This is a genomic window from Streptomyces sp. NBC_01446 (assembly GCF_026340095.1).
GTDB classification, from domain to species: domain Bacteria; phylum Actinomycetota; class Actinomycetes; order Streptomycetales; family Streptomycetaceae; genus Streptomyces; species Streptomyces aureus.
The window spans coordinates 3,310,834-3,326,090 of the sequence record NZ_JAPEPO010000001.1; the positions used below are offsets into that span (position 1 = coordinate 3,310,834).

Sequence of the window (15,257 nt, forward strand, 5' to 3'; positions counted from 1 at the left end):
ATCCGGGCGGGACCGGAGGGGTCAGGCCCCGGCAGGCTGGCGGACGTTCGCGTTGACCCAGTCCACGATCGACGCCGTCGTCGCGCCCGGGGTGAAGATCTCCGCGACACCCTTCTCCTTGAGCGGAGCGATGTCCGCCTCGGGGATGATCCCGCCGCCGAACACCTTGATGTCCGCGGCGTCGCGCTCCACGAGGAGCTCGATGACGCGCGCGAAGAGCGTGTTGTGCGCCCCGGAAAGAATCGAGAGACCGATCGCGTCGGCGTCCTCCTGGATCGCCGTGTCGACGATCTGCTCCGGCGTCTGGTGCAGGCCGGTGTAGATGACCTCCATACCGGCGTCGCGCAGCGCCCGCGCGATCACCTTGGCCCCGCGATCGTGACCGTCGAGCCCCGGCTTGGCGACCACCACGCGGATCGGACCGGCTGCCACACCCATCACTGCCTCCATGAAGCGACTTCTACCCGATACCTGACCTGATGCGTACCCGGGAAGTGAACGAACGTTATCGACAGCATCCCGCAACCGGCCGTTTCGCGGTGCGGAGCGAGGGGGAAATCACACGATGGGACACGTTCGCTGCGCGCCACAACCGCCGCAGGCGGCTCAGAAGCCGCATACGGGGGCTATTGGCGCAAGGGGAGCCGCAAAGAGACAGCCGCACCACACCGCCGCCGGCCGCGCGGCGGGCGGCACGGCGCGCATCGGCGGGGCGGTACGTACGGGGATTTTGTGACGCACCGCAACCGTTACTCACGGGCACCGAGCGGTAACCGCCCGCGTACGACGCGCATCGTCGGCCACCTCGGCGCATGCTTCCCATGAGGGCACACGGGAGACAGAGCCGTTTTCCCGGGTGCCGACGGGAGGTCGGCCATGAAGGTCACGAGCATCCTGCCTTTTCGCCCGCTGTGTCAGCTGATCCCCGCCAGGCTGGTGTTCCCCGCCAGACTGGCCGGAGTCTCCGTCTCTCTGCTGAAGGCGACCGCTCTCGAGGTCGCGATTCTCGCCGGGCACCTCCTCCTGTACCCGTCCGGCATCATCCAGGAGCGCTGGACCGCCCCCGCGCTCCCTGCGCTTGGCTACGTCCCCACCCCGGCGGACATGGGCGAGGGGGACGACGATGCCTCGTACCTGACGGAGAGCGCCACCCTGCCCGGTCCTGGCGCCCAGAACGCTCACAGCACCGACAACACCCACAACGCGTGCAGCGCCCGCCTGCCGGCCTCCGAGAGCAAGCCGCCTGTTCTGCTGCTGCACGGCTTCATCGACAACCGCTCCGTCTTCGTCCTGCTGCGCCGTTCGCTGGCCCAGCACGGCCGGCACCACGTGGAGTCACTCAACTACTCGCCGCTGACCTACGACATCCGCACCGCCGCCGCGCTGCTCGCCCGTCATGTCGAGGAGTTCTGCGAACGCACGGGCCACGACCGCGTGGACATCGTGGGGCACAGCCTCGGCGGCCTCATCGCCCGTTACTACGTGCAATGCCTGGGTGGCGATCTGCGCGTACGCACCCTCGTGTCGCTCGGCACCCCGCACGGCGGGACCACGGTCGCGCCGCTGATGGACGCGCACCCGATCGTGCGGCAGATGCGACCCGGCTCGACCGTCATCGAGGAGCTGTCGCGGCCCGCCCCCGGCTGCCGCACCCACTTCGTGAGCTTCTGGAGCGACCTCGACCAGATCATGGTTCCGCTGGAGACGGCCTGCATCGACCACCCCGACCTGATCGCGCAGAACGTCCGCGTCACGGGCGTCGGTCACCTCGCGCTCCCCGTCCACCCGGCGGTCGCCGCCGGTATCCGACAGGCACTCGACGCCGAGGAGGCGGAAGGAGCACACACCACCGACGCGGTGAATGGCCTGACGGTCGCCTGAGTCCGGCCTGAACCTGCCCCCGGAACGGTCCCCGAACTGGCCAGACGTCGAACGATCCTCGAACGCAGGGCCAAAGCTCTGCCCACAGTCCGCCGAAAGACGGCCGAATGCCCGTTTCCTGCGAGCGGGAAACCTGCTGAAGATTGTCGCGCCCGCGTACCGCCGGGTACAGTCACCGCACTGCTCTGGCAGCCCCTGTTGTCGAGGCGAAAGAGAAGTTGGTGAACGACCGTCACCCGTCGGGGGCTCAGACCAACCCGGCCCCGGCTCAGGACGCCGACTACGCGCCCTACGCTGCATATGACCAGCAGAGCGCCCAGTACGGCGGCCACACCGGTTACGACGGCTACGCCACCGGCGGTTTCGCCGCCGACCCCCTCTTCGGCGACCTGCCCGGCGCGCAGAACACCGGCGCGTACGACAGCAGTCAGTGGTCGACCGGCGCGCACCAGACGCTGACGACGCAGGAACCCCAGCACCACGACCCGTACGCGGCGCAGCAACAGGCCGCCGTGTACGGCACCGGCAGCTACGACACCACCGCTGTCTGGGGGACCGCCGCTCACGACCAACTCGGCGGTATTCCGCCCCAGTCCGGACCGGACCATTCCGGCCAGTGGGACAACAGTGCGTGGGCCGACCAGACCGGACAGTGGGACGCGAACGCCTTCGGGGCGCAGGCGCAGGGATTCACCACACAGGACGCGTTCGCCACGCAGACCTTCCAGGCACCGGCGGCCTTCGAGACCCAGGCGTTCGACGCGCAGGCCTATGAGACGCAGGCCTATGAGACGCAGGGCTTTGAGACGCAGGCATTCGAGGCCCAGCCCTTCGCGACGCAGACCTTCGAAGCGCCGGTCTTCGACACCGGCGCGTACGACGCCACCGCGTGGAACTCCGCGGGCGCCGAAGGTGACGACAGCGCCCCCGACGCCCGACACGACTACGGCCAACCCGAAGCTTCCGAGCAGGAGTTGAGCCACGACGACAGTCGCCACGACAGCTACAGCGACGACGTCGAGGAAATCGTCGCCCGCGACGAGCGGCCCGCCCCGGTCACGCCGGCCCAGCGCGCACGCTCCCGCCGCCGCTCCCCCGCCAAGCGCTCCGCACTGCTCACGGTCGCGGTGCCCTCGGTGTGCGTGATGGGCGTCGCGGGAGTCGCCGCGGCCTCCGTCGGCGGGCTCGGCGGAGACGACAGCAAGGACACGACGGCGGCCTCCGCGCCCGACGCGACCGCCGTGAAGCCCTCCGTCGCCAACAACAAGCTCGACACGCAGCTCGCGGACCTCTCCGCGGACGCGGGCGACTTCGCCGACCGGGCGAGCCGCACCCAGGAACGTATCGACCTCAGGGCCAAGCAGCAGGCCGAGCGGAAGCAGGCGGCGGAGGAAGCGGCGCGCAAGGAGCGCCTGCGGCCCAAGTTCGTCCTCCCGGTCAAGCAGCGCGGGCTGAGCGCGTACTTCGGACAGGCCGGCATCAACTGGATGTCCGTGCACACCGGCATCGACTTCCCCGTCTCGTACGGCACCCCGGTGATGGCCGCGACCGACGGCACCGTCCGTACGCAGTGGAACAGCGCGTACGGGAACATGACGATCCTGACCGCGAAGGACGGCACGGAGACCTGGTACTGCCACCTCTCCAGTCACACCGTGATGAGCGGACCGGTCAAGGCCGGTGACGTCATCGCGCACTCCGGGAACTCCGGCAACTCCACCGGTCCGCACCTGCACTTCGAGGTGCGTCCCGGCGGCGGCTCGGCCGTCGACCCGCTCCCGTGGCTCCGCAGCCACGGGCTCGACCCGACGTAGGGCCGAGCCTCCCGGCGGCGGCCTTCCCTACAACTTCTCCACCGGCGCGTACCGCAGCAGCAGGCGCTTCGGCTTGGGCTCGCCGAAGTCGACCGTCGCCTCCGTGTTCGCCCCGGTGCCCTTGACGCCGACGACCGTGCCGAGGCCGAACTGGTCGTGCGTGACCCGGTCTCCCACCGAGAGCGCGACGACGGGCTTCTCCGTCGCCCGGCGCGTGGCGAACGCCGGTGTCGTGCGGGAGCGCGACGACGAGAGGGACGCGGCGATGCCGCTCGTCGGTCCGGTCGACTTAGCGGGCGCCATGGCGCCGGTCCGCTTCCACTCCAGGTGCGCGTCCGGGATCTCCTCCAGGAAGCGCGACGGCGGGTTGTACGAGGGCTGGCCCCAGGCGCTGCGCAGCGTGGAGCGTGTCAGATACAGCCGCTCGCGTGCGCGCGTGATACCGACGTAGGCGAGCCGGCGCTCCTCCTCCAGCTCCTTGACCTGGCCGAGGGAGCGCATGTGCGGGAAGACGCCGTCCTCCATGCCGGTCAGGAAGACGACCGGGAACTCAAGTCCCTTGGCGGTGTGCAGCGTCATCAGCGTGATGACGCCGGAGCCGTCGTCCTCCTCGTCCGGGATCTGGTCGGAGTCGGCGACGAGCGCGACCCGCTCCAGGAACTCGGAGAGCGTACCGACGCTCGCCTCGCCCTCACCCTCGGCCGTGCCGTCCGCCGACGCGCTCTCCTGCTCGAACTCCAGGGCCACGGCTGCGAGTTCCTGAAGGTTCTCGATGCGGGTCTCGTCCTGCGGGTCCGTCGACGACTGCAACTCGGCGAGATAGCCGGTCCGTTCGAGGACCGCCTCCAGAACCGTGGCCGGGCCCGCGCCCGACTCGACGATCGTGCGGAGGTCTTCCATCAGCGTGTTGAACCGCTTCACCGCGTTCGTCGAGCGGGCCGCCATTCCGTATGCCTCGTCGACGCGGCGCAGCGCCTGCGGGAAGGAGATCTTCTCGCGCTGGGAGAGCGCGTCGATCATCGCTTCGGCACGGTCGCCGATGCCGCGCTTGGGCACGTTGAGAATGCGGCGCAGGGGGACGGAGTCCTCGGGGTTGGCGAGCACCCGCAGATAGGCCAGGACGTCCCTGACCTCCTTGCGCTCGTAGAAGCGGACTCCGCCGACGACCTTGTAGGGCAGGCCGACGCGGATGAAGATCTCTTCGAAGACACGGGACTGCGCGTTCGTCCGGTAGAAGACGGCGACGTCACCGGCCTTCGCGTCGCGCGCGTCCGTGAGCCGGTCGATCTCGTCGGCGACGAACTGCGCCTCGTCGTGCTCGGTGTCCGCGACGTAGCCGGTGATCTGCGCGCCCGCGCCCGCGTTCGTCCACAGATTCTTGGGGCGGCGGGATTCGTTGCGCTCGATGACCGCGTTGGCCGCGGAGAGGATGGTCTGCGTCGAGCGGTAGTTCTGCTCGAGCAGGATCGTCGTCGCGTCGGCGTAGTCCTCCTCGAACTGGAGGATGTTGCGGATGGTGGCTCCGCGAAACGCGTAGATCGACTGGTCGGCGTCACCCACGACGCACAGCTCGGCCGGCGGAAGATCGCCCTCACGCGGCGGCTCGTCCTCCGCGCGGCCGCTGTCGACCGACCCCACCAGCTCCCTGACCAGCGCGTACTGCGCGTGGTTCGTGTCCTGGTACTCGTCGACCAGGACGTGGCGGAAGCGGCGGTGGTAGTGCTCGGCGACGTCCGGGAAGGCGCGCAGGAGGTTCACCGTCGTCATGATCAGGTCGTCGAAGTCCAGCGCGTTCGCCTCGCGGAGGCGGGACTGGTACATCGCGTAGGCCTGGGCGAGGGTCTTCTCGAAGCCGTCGGCGGCCTGAGCTGCGAAGTCCTCCTCGTCGATCAGCTCGTTCTTCAGGTTCGAGATCTTGGCGCTGAAGGACTTCGGCGGGAACTTCTTCGGGTCCAGGTCGAGGTCGCGGCAGACCAGGGCCATGAGGCGCTTGGAGTCGGCGGCGTCGTAGATCGAGAACGACGACGTGAAGCCGAGCTTCTTCGACTCGCGGCGCAGGATACGGACGCAGGCGCTGTGGAACGTCGACACCCACATCGCGTTCGCCCGCGGGCCGACGAGGGACTCGACGCGCTCCTTCATCTCGCCCGCGGCCTTGTTCGTGAACGTGATCGCGAGGATCTGGCCGGGGTGCACGCCACGCTCGCCGAGGAGATACGCGATGCGGTGCGTGAGCACGCGGGTCTTGCCGGAACCCGCGCCCGCCACGATGAGCAGCGGGGAGCCGCCGTGGACGACGGCCGCCCTCTGGTTCTCGTTCAGCCCGTCGAGGAGCGCCGCCGGGTCGAGCGCGGGGCGTGGGGCGCCGTCCCGGTAGTACGCGTCCCTGGCCGGGGGCACGTCGAACTTCCCGTCGAACAGGTCGTCCGGAACGTGCTCCGGAGCCGTGTCGTCCTCGGGCGGCGGCGGGGCATGCTCCTCACTGGCCTTCGAAGCCGTGAGGTCCGCCAGGAAGCTGTCGTCAAAGAGGCTGCTCATCGCTCTACGAGTCTAGGCCGCCCCACTGACACCCACGGCCGCCCCGGAAACTTCCCCCCGACTTCGCGGACCCGACCACCTCTCGTAGTGCGGAGATCACTCTCCGTGAGAGTTACCGGAGGTCACGAACAAGATTGCCGAAGGTCACGAAAATGTATCGGGCATATCGAACATCAACCTTCACAGCAGCCACACGCGTTGGCTAGCGTGCTCCGCGGGCCGCCCGTCCCCCCGCCGGCAACCGCGCCGCGAACGGGTCGCCCCCGCTGAGTTCAGTACGCCGAGAGGCATGGAACCGGGGACCCACGACCTTTGGGGTGAATCGGCCGACGACCCGTCAGGGCGCGACCGTAGGGCAGCCTTCCGAATCTCCGCCCGAACCCGACAGCTAACCCGGTAGGCGGCCATGGGAAGGAGACGCGCCCCTTGGCGTCGCACCGCAAGCCGCGCAGCAGGACAGCCGGTCCCCGCACGGCCCCCGTCGTCGGAATCACCACGGCGGCCCTCACCTCCATAGCCCTGCTCTCGCAGAGCGCGACCGCCGCCCCCTCCGCGCCGCCGAAGCCGAGCCTGGAAGAGGTCCAGAAGAAGGTCGACACCCTCTACCACCAGGCGGGCGTCGCCACGGAGAAGTACAACGCGGCCAAGGAGCGCACCACCAAGCAGCAGAAGCGCGTCGGCGACCTGCTCGACGACGTCGCGCAGCGCACCGAGAAGCTCAACAAGGCCCGCCAGGAGCTCGGCACCTTCGCCGCCGCCCAGTACCGCACCGGCGCCGTCTCCGACACCGCGACGCTGCTCCTCGCCGACGACGCGCAGGACTACTTCGACCAGGACCAGCTGATGAGCCGGCTCACGAGCCGCCAGAAGAAGGCCGTCGACGACTACCAGACCGAGCAGGCCGCCACCACGAAGAAGCGCACCGAGGCGGCCAAGAGCCTGGAGACTCTGACCACTTCGCAGGCCACGCTCAGGAGCACGAAGAGGGACGTCCAGCAGAAGCTCGGCGACGCCCGCGAACTCCTGTCGAAGCTGACCGCCGAGGAGAAGGCGCGCCTCGCGGCGATCGAGAAGAAGAAGCAGGAGGCCGCCAGGAAGAAGGCGGAGGAGCTGGCGCGTCAGCAGGCCGAGGCGGAGGCCAAGCGCAAGGCGGCCGAGGAGGCACGCCAGAAGGAGAACCCGAGCACGGGCAGCGGATCCGGCACGGGTACGGGTACGGGCTCCGGCAGCACCGGCAGCGGCTACGCCGCCAAGGCCGCGAAGGTCATCGCCTTCGCCGAGTCCCAGATGGGCAAGCCGTACGTGTGGGGCGCCACGGGCCCGGACTCCTACGACTGCTCGGGCCTCACGCAGGCCGCGTGGAAGGCGGCCGGCATCTCGCTGCCGCGCACGACCTGGGACCAGGTCAAGGTCGGAACGACCGTCACCACGGCCAACGCCCAGCCCGGCGACCTGGTCTTCTTCTACGACGACATCAGCCACGTCGGCATCTACATCGGCGACGGCAAGATGATCCACGCCCCGAAGCCGGGCGCGAACGTCCGCGTCGAGTCCATCTACTACATGCCGATCCACAGCGTGGTGCGCCCCGCCTGACCACCTTCGTGGGGTTACGTTCGGGCGGTGCGCGGCCCGAACGCAACCCCAGGTCCCGGACCCACGTGGTCCCAGCTCCCGCCGGCCGCCGGTGCCGCCGTCATGGCCACCGGCATCATCTCGGTCGGCCTGAACCTGACCGGTCACTCGGTGCTGTCCGGCATCATGCTGGCGCTCGCCGCCGCCCTCTGGCTGGTCCTCGCGGCGGACTTCGCGAGCCGGCTGCTGCGGGAGCGCGACCGCTGGCAGTCCGAGGCCGACACCCCGCCCGCGCTCACCGCGGTCGCGGCGACCACGGTCCTCGGCACCCGGATCTCCATGTTCGGCTGGCAGACCCTGGCCGAGGCGCTCCTCGCCCTGGCCGTGCTCGTCTGGCCGGTGCTCCTCATCAACGTCGTACGGCACTGGAAGCCGCGGATGCCGGGGGGCGTGTTCCTCGGCTGTGTCGCGACGCAGGGCCTCGTCGTCCTGGCGGCGACGCTCGCGCCCGCGGTCGGCGCGCACTGGCTCGCGTACACGGGGATGGTGCTCTTCTGGGGCGGGGTCGTCCTGTACTGCTTCGCGCTGCTCCACTTCGACCTGCGCGAGGTGGCCTCCGGTGCCGGGGACCAGTGGGTCGCGGGCGGCGCGCTCGCCATCTCCGCACTCGCCGCGTCGAAGCTCGTCGCGACGGGCCTGTGGAACGAGGACGACACGGACGTCCTGCGCACCATGAGCTTCCTGCTGCTCGCGCTCGATGTGGCCTGGTACGTCGTGCTGGCGCTGGCGGAGCTGCGGTGGCCCAGGCCGCGTTACGACGTGCGGCGCTGGTCGACGGTCTTCCCGATGGGAATGACAGCGGCGGCAGCACTGTCCGTGAGCGCCGCCGCCGATGTGCCCTGGCTCAAGGGGCCGGGGCAGGTACTGGTGTGGATCGCGGTGGCCGCGTGGCTCGCCACCCTGTTCGGGACGTTCAGGTCCCGAACACCCGCCTGACTCAGGTCCAGAGGACCGTGACGGCTCAGGTCCAGAGGGGCGTGACGGCTCAGGTCCAGAGGGGCGTGACGGCTCAGGTCCAGAGGACCGCGATGAAGATGTTCGCGGTGGTCAGGAGGCCGACGAGGCCGAACAGGCCCTTGTCCACCTTCTCGTCGTCCCGCTTCACGTACACGAGGCCGAGGATCACGATCAGCAGCGCGAGCTTCACGCCGATCTTGATGTTGTTGACGGTGTTGCCGTCGGCCTGATTCAGGCCCACGAGGACGACACCCGTGACCAGCATGGTCAGCGCACCGTGCAGCATCGCCGGGACGAACCGGGCCGTTCCCTTGCCCATCGCCTTCATCTGGGTGAGGAACCCACCGAGGAGCGAGGCGATGCCGATGATGTGCAGGCCGACGAAGAGGTGGATGAGTACGTCCATGACCGGCGAGCCTAGCCGGGGCCTCACTGCCCCCATGAACCGGCCCGCACCGATCCCTCGCCGGTCACATACGGTCACACGCGGAACACAGGGGCCAGTTGCGGACAATCCGTCACCAAGCCGTGACGGTCAGGTTTAGCGTCCTTCCTCAGGTGACCGGCTCCCCACCGCCGCCCCGCTCGGGGGCGGTAGTCGGGCACCTACCGCCGAGAAAGGTCCGGCGGCGGCCCGCTTCCCCTGTGCGGGCCGCCGCCGGACGCGTAAGCAGTACGTACCGGAAGGACGTGCCCCTCGTGTCGGCAGCGCACCGCAAGCCCCGACAGCGCTCGCTCACCGGCCCCACGGCCCGCACCGCGGCGACCCTCGCTCTCGCCTCCGCGGCGACCGCCACCGCCCTGGACGGCGCGGCGCACGCGGACCCCTGGCTCACCCCCAGCCAGGTGAAGGCGAAGGTCGACCGGCTCTACCAGGAGGCCGAGAAGGCCACCGAGAAGTACAACGGCGCCCAGGAGAAGGCGGACAAGGCCGAGAAGAAGCTCGGCTCCCTGCGTGACGAGGCGGCCCGCAGGACGGACCGGCTCAACACCCAGCGCGAGGCGCTCGGTTCGGCCGCGGCCGCGCAGTACCGCACCGGCGCCCTCGACCCGGCGGTCCAACTCGTCCTGTCCTCCGACCCCGCCCGGTACCTCGACAACGCGGCGCTCGCCGACCGGCTCGGCACCCGGCAGGCCTCCGCGGTGGGGCGCGTGCAGCGCGAGCTCCGGCAGATCGAACAGCTGCGCTCCGAGGCCGATGGCCGGCTCACCGAGCTGCGCAAGCGGCAGGGCGAGCTGAAGAAGCAGAAGAAGGCGGTCACCGGGAAGCTGGCCGAGGCGAAGCGTCTGCTCGACCAGCTTCCGGCGGCCGAGCGTGCCGGCGTCGGAGCGGGCGCCGGCGACACCGGCGCGGCCGACCGCGTCTCCCGCTCGGACTCCTCCCGCGACATGCCGTCGGGCGCCCTCCCGAAGGCTCCGGACTCCCGCACGGCGGCGGCCATCGCCTACGCCTACGACGCCCTCGGCAGCCCCTACGTGTGGGGCGCCACGGGCCCGAACGCCTTCGACTGCTCCGGCCTCACCCAGGCCGCGTACCGCTCCGCGGGCATCTCCCTGCCACGCACGACGTACTCCCAGATCAATGCGGGCCCGCGCATCCCCCGCTCCCAACTGCAGCCGGGTGACCTGGTGTTCTTCTACTCGGGCATCAGCCACGTGGGTATCTACATCGGCGGCGGCAAGATGATCCACGCACCGAACCCGAGCGCGCCGGTACGCATCGCGCCGATCGACCAGATGCCTTTTGCGGGGGCTACGCGAGTGGCGTGAGCCGGTGCGGTGGGCGCGGCGGGCATCATCCTCTGGCTGACGGCTCTCATGGGCGTCACGAAGACGCTGGGCCACTACCGCTGGGCGGTGCGGAGGCTGAGCCCGGCGTCGGCACGGGGCGGCGCGCACCGCTGACGGCGCGCGCCCGGCCCGGGGACGTCACACCAAGCGTCGCGCCGTAGCCCACCGCGTCAGCTCATGGCGGTTCGACAGCTGGAGCTTCCTCAGGACCGCCGAGACGTGGGACTCGACCGTCTTGACGGAGATGAACAGCTGCTTGGCGATCTCCTTGTACGCGTAGCCGCGGGCGATGAGGCGCAGGACCTCGCGCTCGCGCTGCGTCAGACGGTCGAGGTCCTCGTCGACCGGCGGAGCGTCCGTCGAAGCGAACGCGTCGAGGACGAAACCCGCGAGGCGCGGCGAGAAGACCGCGTCGCCGTCCTGGACGCGGAAGATCGAGTCGACCAGGTCCGTGCCGGTGATCGTCTTGGTGACGTACCCGCGGGCGCCGCCTCGGATGACGCCGATGACATCCTCCGCCGCGTCCGAGACGGACAGGGCCAGGAAGCGGACCGGGTTGTCGGCGGCCGCCATCAACGGGGCACAGCGGCGCAGGACTTCGACGCCGCCGCCACCGGGAAGGTGCACGTCGAGGAGGACGACCTCGGGGCGCGTGGCCGTGATGACCGTGACCGCCTGGTCCACGTCCGCGGCTTCGCCGACCACCTCGACACCCGTCGTCTCCGTGCGGCCGATCTCCGCCTGGACGCCGGTGCGGAACATCCGGTGGTCGTCGACAAGGACCACGCGTGCGTGACGGCCGACCGGCTCCGTCTCCGGTGCGCTCGCCGCTGTCGCGTCAGGCTTGACCTGCTCGTCACTCATGGGGTCTTCTCCGCCCTCTTCATGGTCAGTTCGACCTCCGTGCCGCCGTCCGGCACCGCGCGCAGCCGCGCCGTGCCGCCGTTGCGCTCCATCCGGCCGATGATCGATTCTCGTACGCCCATCCGGTCCGCGGGAATCGAGTCGAGGTCGAAGCCGGGGCCCCGGTCGCGTACGGACACGAACACCGTCTCCTCCTCGACCTCGGCATAGACCTGGACCGCACCGCCCTCGCCACCGTACTTGGCGGCATTCACCATCGCTTCCCGCGCGGCCTGCATCTGTGCCGAGAGACCGTCGTCGAGCGGGCAGTCGCCGACCACCACGACCTCGAGGGGCACTCCGTGCTTGTCCTCGACCTCGGCCGCGCTGCGCTTGACCGCCTCCGCGACCGTGCCGGGTTCCTCCGCCTCGTCCTTCCCGTTCCCCTCCGGTCTGTAGAGCCAGGCCCGCAGGTCGCGCTCCTGGGCACGGGCGAGGCGCCGCACCTCGCTCGCACTCTCCGCGTTCCGCTGGATCAGCGTGAGCGTGTGCAGCACCGAGTCGTGGACATGGGCCGCGACCTCGGCCCGCTCCTGCGCGCGGATCCGCATGAGGCGTTCCTCGGACAGATCCTGCGTCATGCGCACGAGATAGGGGCCGGCGAGGAGTGCGATTCCGACGAGGACGGCGAGGGCGGCCTGAAGGATGGAGCCGAGGTGCTCGGCCGACCCCTGGAGCACAAAGATCCCGGTGACACCGGCCCCGACGAGTACGACACCGGCCGCGGCCCGCGCCAGATTCAGCGTGCGCTTGCGGCGCCCGACCTCCATCCAGCGGGCCCGGCGCGCATTGTCGGCCTGGCGCCAGACGAGCGCCACGCCCGCACCGACGAGGAGCGTCGGCCACAGATACGCCTTCGCGTTCCCCGCCAGATTCACGTTGCCGACGAACACCATCGACACGACGACCATGAGCAGCAGGGCGACGATCTGCCCCTTGTCCGGCTTGCGGGCGACGAGTCGGCGCCGCCCGTCCTGCGCCGTCTCCGTGGTGAAGGCCGGAGGCCGCTCACTGCCCACGCCGCCGACGCCGAGCGGGACGAAGAACCAGAACGCCGCGTACAGGAGCGCGCCGAGGCCGTCCGCCATGAACAGGCCCACGAAGACCAGCCGCACCCAGATCACGGGCAGGCCGAGATGCCCGGCGAGCCCCCGCGCCACTCCACCGAGCCAGCGTCCGTCGCTGGAGCGGTAGAGCTTGCGCGGCGGCCGCGGGACGTCAACGGGGGGTGCTGCGGCTTCCGGCATGCCATTGATGGTCACACGTGGGGCGGACCCCGGGCATCAGGGTTGAGCCCGGAGACTCCCCTGATCTCCGGCCCCGCCCCGAGGCTGATCTCCGGCCCGGCCCCGAGCGCCGTCAGGGGCGATTTCAGGGTTCGTCCAGGGTCGTCCCGACTGCCGCGGCGGACCTGCGCCCGTCACCATGGACGCATGACAGATCACCAGCACGCCTCGACGGGAGCGCAGGCCGGGCAGCCGCAGGACGCGGTGTCCGGGCGCGGCTCCGGCGGTGCGTCCGCGCCGCCCGCACCGGGACAGGAGCCCGGCGTCCCCGCGCCGCCGGGCAGGTTCCGGCGCGACCGCCGGCACGGGACGCTGGGCGGTGTGTGCGCGGGCCTCGGCCGGCACTGCGACATGGATCCGGTGATCTTCCGGATCGGCCTCGCCGTGCTCGCCGCGACCGGCGGGCTCGGCCTGATCTTCTACGGCTTCGCCTGGCTCTTCGTCCCGTACGACGACGAAGAGGAGAACGAGGCGCGCAAGCTCCTCTCCGGCCGTGTGGACGGCCCGGCGCTGACGGCCGTGCTCTTCGCGCTCGTCGGCTGCGGCCTCTTCCTGTCCATGCTGAACAACGGCGGGGTGCTCACATTCGCCGCCGTCCTCGCCCTGCTCCTCGCGGGCGCGGGGTACTGGTCCCAGCAGCGCGGAGCGGCCGACCCCGACCCTCTGGCCGCGCAGACCGTGGCCGACGCGCCGCCCGAGGCCCAGGCACCGCCGGTCACCGGGGCGCCTTCCTGGTGGCGGGACCCGATAATCAAGGACGGCACGCACGTCGGCGGGACCGGATACTTCTGGGGGCCCGACAGCGGCGTCGACATCCGTTACGAGCCCACGGCGCCCGCGCACCGTACGGTCTGGGGCCCTGACGTCCCCTCCCACGGGCCGGAGAGCCGAGCGCCCAAGCAGCGCGGGCCGCGCTGGATCGGTGGCTGGACGTTCCTCCTCGCGCTGGCCGCGGGCTGCGCGGGCACCGCCGCGACGTGGCACGGACACCCGCTCGGCACGGCTCTCCAGGCCGGTCTCGCGTGTGCGCTCGTCGTCTTCGGCCTGGGCATCGCGCTCAGCGCGTTCGTCGGGCGGACCGGCGCCGGCTCGATCGTCCTCGCGGTCGTCACGGCCGGACTCCTCTCCGCGTCCGCCGTGCTCCCCTCCAACATCACCACCCACTGGGTGCGCACCGACTGGACCCCGGCCTCCGTCGCCCAGGTCGCGCCGAGATACGAGCTCGGGACGGGCGTCGGCACGCTGGATCTGAGCGGGATCGACGTCGGCAAGGGCAAGACACTGACGACGAGAGCGGAGGTCGGGGCGGGGCAGCTCAAGGTCGTCGTACCGAAGGACGCGACGGTCGTGCTGCGGGCCGAGGTGGGCCTCGGTGACATCCGGCTGCCGGACGAAAAGACACAGGACGTGGACATCCGTCCGGGACAGGAGCAAAGGATGACCCTCGTACCTCCGGTGGGCAGCAAGGACGGCGGCACGGTCGAGCTGCGGCTCGAAGTCGGTGTCGGACAGGCGGAGGTGGCCCGTGCCACGTCATGAGTTCCAGCCGGGAAAGCTGATCGCGGGCCTGTTCCTGACCGCGGCCGGAGCCCTTTATCTGGGCGACGCGCTGGGAAGCTGGGAGTTGCCGTGGTTCACGGTGATCCCCGTAGTCACCGCCGGCCTGCTCCTGGCCGGAGCAGCAGGCACGGCAACGTACGCGATCCGCCGCCGCCAAAGACCCCACGTAACGGATTCCGGCTCCCGGTAAAGGGCGCGAGAGGCGCCGCGTAAGGGGCGCGGGGTCGCGGGGAACTGCGCGCCCAGCTCCACGCGCCCCGCGACCGAACTACAACACGCGCCCCCAGAAAAAAGGACGCGTCGCCGCACACAAGGATCCCGTCAGCTCAGCCCACCCCGGGCCCGGCGCCGAGCCGCAAGAATCGCATCCACCGAGAACACCGACGCCCCCGCAAGCACCAGCGGCAGCCACGCCATCAGGTAGGCGAGATCGTTGCCCAGGTAATAGGGCTCGGTCGCCCAGCTCACCGTCAGCCACAGGCTCAGCGAGATCAGCATCCCGCCGACCGCGGCGAGCCGGGCGAGCAGACCGATCAACGTGCCGATGCCGACGGCCAGTTCACCGAAGGCGATCGCGTAGCCGAAGCCGGCCGGGTTCTTGAGCGCCAGGTCGACCATGGCGGGGATGGCGGAGATGTCCCGCACGCCGCGCATCTGCTCACCGATCGACCCCGATCCGGTGGCGTGGAAGAACGCGCTGTTGGTCAGTTTGTCGAGCCCCGCGTAGATGAAGGTGACGCCGAGGAAGATCCGCAAGGGAAGGAGTGCGAACCGTTGAGCGTTGTCCCGCCAGCTGCCTCTGCTGTTGACGTAACTGGTATGGGTGTCCGTCCGCATGCCATGAGCCATCGCTCGTCCGCCGCCTCTCGCGCCCGCATCGGTGCCCGCAAAA

At 70.3% G+C, this 15,257-nt stretch carries 13 protein-coding genes and 1 riboswitch; of the genes, 7 read left to right on the top strand and 6 right to left on the bottom strand.

Annotation, left to right across the window (positions count from 1 at the left end; all coding sequences use genetic code 11):
- Window positions 1-21: 21 nt before the first annotated feature.
- The gene (locus OG456_RS14650) at window positions 22-438 is read right to left on the bottom strand and encodes a cobalamin B12-binding domain-containing protein (protein ID WP_100594811.1); all 417 of its coding nucleotides are present in this window, start codon (window positions 436-438) and stop codon (window positions 22-24) included.
- A 438-nt stretch (window positions 439-876) separates the two neighbouring features.
- Between OG456_RS14650 and OG456_RS14655 the strand changes: the two genes are divergently transcribed.
- Window positions 877-1,881, top strand: a complete 1,005-nt coding sequence (locus OG456_RS14655) for an alpha/beta fold hydrolase (protein ID WP_266561042.1) — start codon at window positions 877-879, stop codon at window positions 1,879-1,881.
- A gap of 221 nt (window positions 1,882-2,102) precedes the next feature.
- Window positions 2,103-3,695: a M23 family metallopeptidase gene (locus tag OG456_RS14660; protein WP_266561044.1), complete on the top strand. Its 1,593-nt coding sequence runs from the start codon at window positions 2,103-2,105 to the stop codon at window positions 3,693-3,695.
- Between the two features lie 27 nt (window positions 3,696-3,722).
- Here the strand turns inward: OG456_RS14660 and pcrA are convergent, their stop codons facing one another.
- Window positions 3,723-6,233, bottom strand: coding sequence for a DNA helicase PcrA (pcrA, locus tag OG456_RS14665; RefSeq protein ID WP_266561046.1), 2,511 nt, complete (start codon window positions 6,231-6,233; stop codon window positions 3,723-3,725).
- 254 nt (window positions 6,234-6,487) lie between these two features.
- Window positions 6,488-6,651, top strand: a riboswitch (cyclic di-AMP (ydaO/yuaA leader).
- Window positions 6,652-6,659: 8 nt separating this feature from the next.
- Here pcrA and OG456_RS14670 point away from each other — a divergent pair.
- Both OG456_RS14670 and OG456_RS14675 read left to right on the top strand, forming a co-directional pair.
- The gene (locus tag OG456_RS14670) at window positions 6,660-7,829 is read left to right on the top strand and encodes a C40 family peptidase (RefSeq protein ID WP_266561048.1); all 1,170 of its coding nucleotides are present in this window, start codon (window positions 6,660-6,662) and stop codon (window positions 7,827-7,829) included.
- Between the two features lie 27 nt (window positions 7,830-7,856).
- On the top strand, window positions 7,857-8,804 hold the full coding sequence (locus OG456_RS14675; RefSeq protein WP_266561050.1) for a tellurite resistance/C4-dicarboxylate transporter family protein: 948 nt from the start codon (window positions 7,857-7,859) through the stop codon (window positions 8,802-8,804).
- A 73-nt stretch (window positions 8,805-8,877) separates the two neighbouring features.
- Here the strand turns inward: OG456_RS14675 and OG456_RS14680 are convergent, their stop codons facing one another.
- Window positions 8,878-9,231, bottom strand: coding sequence for a hypothetical protein (locus tag OG456_RS14680; RefSeq protein WP_266561052.1), 354 nt, complete (start codon window positions 9,229-9,231; stop codon window positions 8,878-8,880).
- A 293-nt stretch (window positions 9,232-9,524) separates the two neighbouring features.
- On the opposite strand from OG456_RS14680, the gene OG456_RS14685 reads away from it, so the two are divergent.
- Window positions 9,525-10,595, top strand: coding sequence for an NlpC/P60 family protein (locus tag OG456_RS14685; RefSeq protein WP_266561054.1), 1,071 nt, complete (start codon window positions 9,525-9,527; stop codon window positions 10,593-10,595).
- Window positions 10,596-10,754: 159 nt separating this feature from the next.
- Here the strand turns inward: OG456_RS14685 and OG456_RS14690 are convergent, their stop codons facing one another.
- Window positions 10,755-11,480 carry a response regulator transcription factor gene (locus OG456_RS14690; RefSeq protein ID WP_266561056.1) on the bottom strand — a complete coding sequence of 242 codons (726 nt, stop codon included), beginning with the start codon at window positions 11,478-11,480 and terminating at the stop codon, window positions 10,755-10,757.
- On the bottom strand, window positions 11,477-12,766 hold the full coding sequence (locus tag OG456_RS14695) for an ATP-binding protein (RefSeq protein ID WP_266561058.1): 1,290 nt from the start codon (window positions 12,764-12,766) through the stop codon (window positions 11,477-11,479). The genes OG456_RS14690 and OG456_RS14695 overlap by 4 nt, the downstream gene beginning before the upstream one ends.
- A 186-nt stretch (window positions 12,767-12,952) precedes the next feature.
- On the opposite strand from OG456_RS14695, the gene OG456_RS14700 reads away from it, so the two are divergent.
- Both OG456_RS14700 and OG456_RS14705 read left to right on the top strand, forming a co-directional pair.
- On the top strand, window positions 12,953-14,344 hold the full coding sequence (locus tag OG456_RS14700) for a PspC domain-containing protein (RefSeq protein ID WP_266561059.1): 1,392 nt from the start codon (window positions 12,953-12,955) through the stop codon (window positions 14,342-14,344).
- Window positions 14,331-14,555, top strand: a complete 225-nt coding sequence (locus tag OG456_RS14705) for a hypothetical protein (RefSeq protein ID WP_266561060.1) — start codon at window positions 14,331-14,333, stop codon at window positions 14,553-14,555. Before OG456_RS14700 ends, OG456_RS14705 begins: the two co-directional genes overlap by 14 nt.
- A gap of 131 nt (window positions 14,556-14,686) precedes the next feature.
- On the opposite strand, the gene OG456_RS14710 is transcribed toward OG456_RS14705, so the two are convergent.
- On the bottom strand, window positions 14,687-15,214 hold the full coding sequence (locus tag OG456_RS14710; protein ID WP_266561062.1) for a DoxX family protein: 528 nt from the start codon (window positions 15,212-15,214) through the stop codon (window positions 14,687-14,689).
- Window positions 15,215-15,257: the final 43 nt, after the last annotated feature.

What these genes read in the sequence shown, in the direction of transcription:
- OG456_RS14695 (WP_266561058.1), bottom strand. Translation starts at nt 12,766, where the DNA reads ATGCCGGAAGCCGCAGCACCCCCCGTTGACGTCCCGCGGCCGCCGCGC.
- OG456_RS14700 (WP_266561059.1), top strand. Translation starts at nt 12,953, where the DNA reads ATGACAGATCACCAGCACGCCTCGACGGGAGCGCAGGCCGGGCAGCCG.
- OG456_RS14710 (WP_266561062.1), bottom strand. Translation starts at nt 15,214, where the DNA reads ATGGCTCATGGCATGCGGACGGACACCCATACCAGTTACGTCAACAGC.
- OG456_RS14655 (WP_266561042.1), top strand. Translation starts at nt 877, where the DNA reads ATGAAGGTCACGAGCATCCTGCCTTTTCGCCCGCTGTGTCAGCTGATC.
- OG456_RS14690 (WP_266561056.1), bottom strand. Translation starts at nt 11,480, where the DNA reads ATGAGTGACGAGCAGGTCAAGCCTGACGCGACAGCGGCGAGCGCACCG.
- pcrA (WP_266561046.1), bottom strand. Translation starts at nt 6,233, where the DNA reads ATGAGCAGCCTCTTTGACGACAGCTTCCTGGCGGACCTCACGGCTTCG.
- OG456_RS14650 (WP_100594811.1), bottom strand. Translation starts at nt 438, where the DNA reads ATGGGTGTGGCAGCCGGTCCGATCCGCGTGGTGGTCGCCAAGCCGGGG.
- OG456_RS14680 (WP_266561052.1), bottom strand. Translation starts at nt 9,231, where the DNA reads ATGGACGTACTCATCCACCTCTTCGTCGGCCTGCACATCATCGGCATC.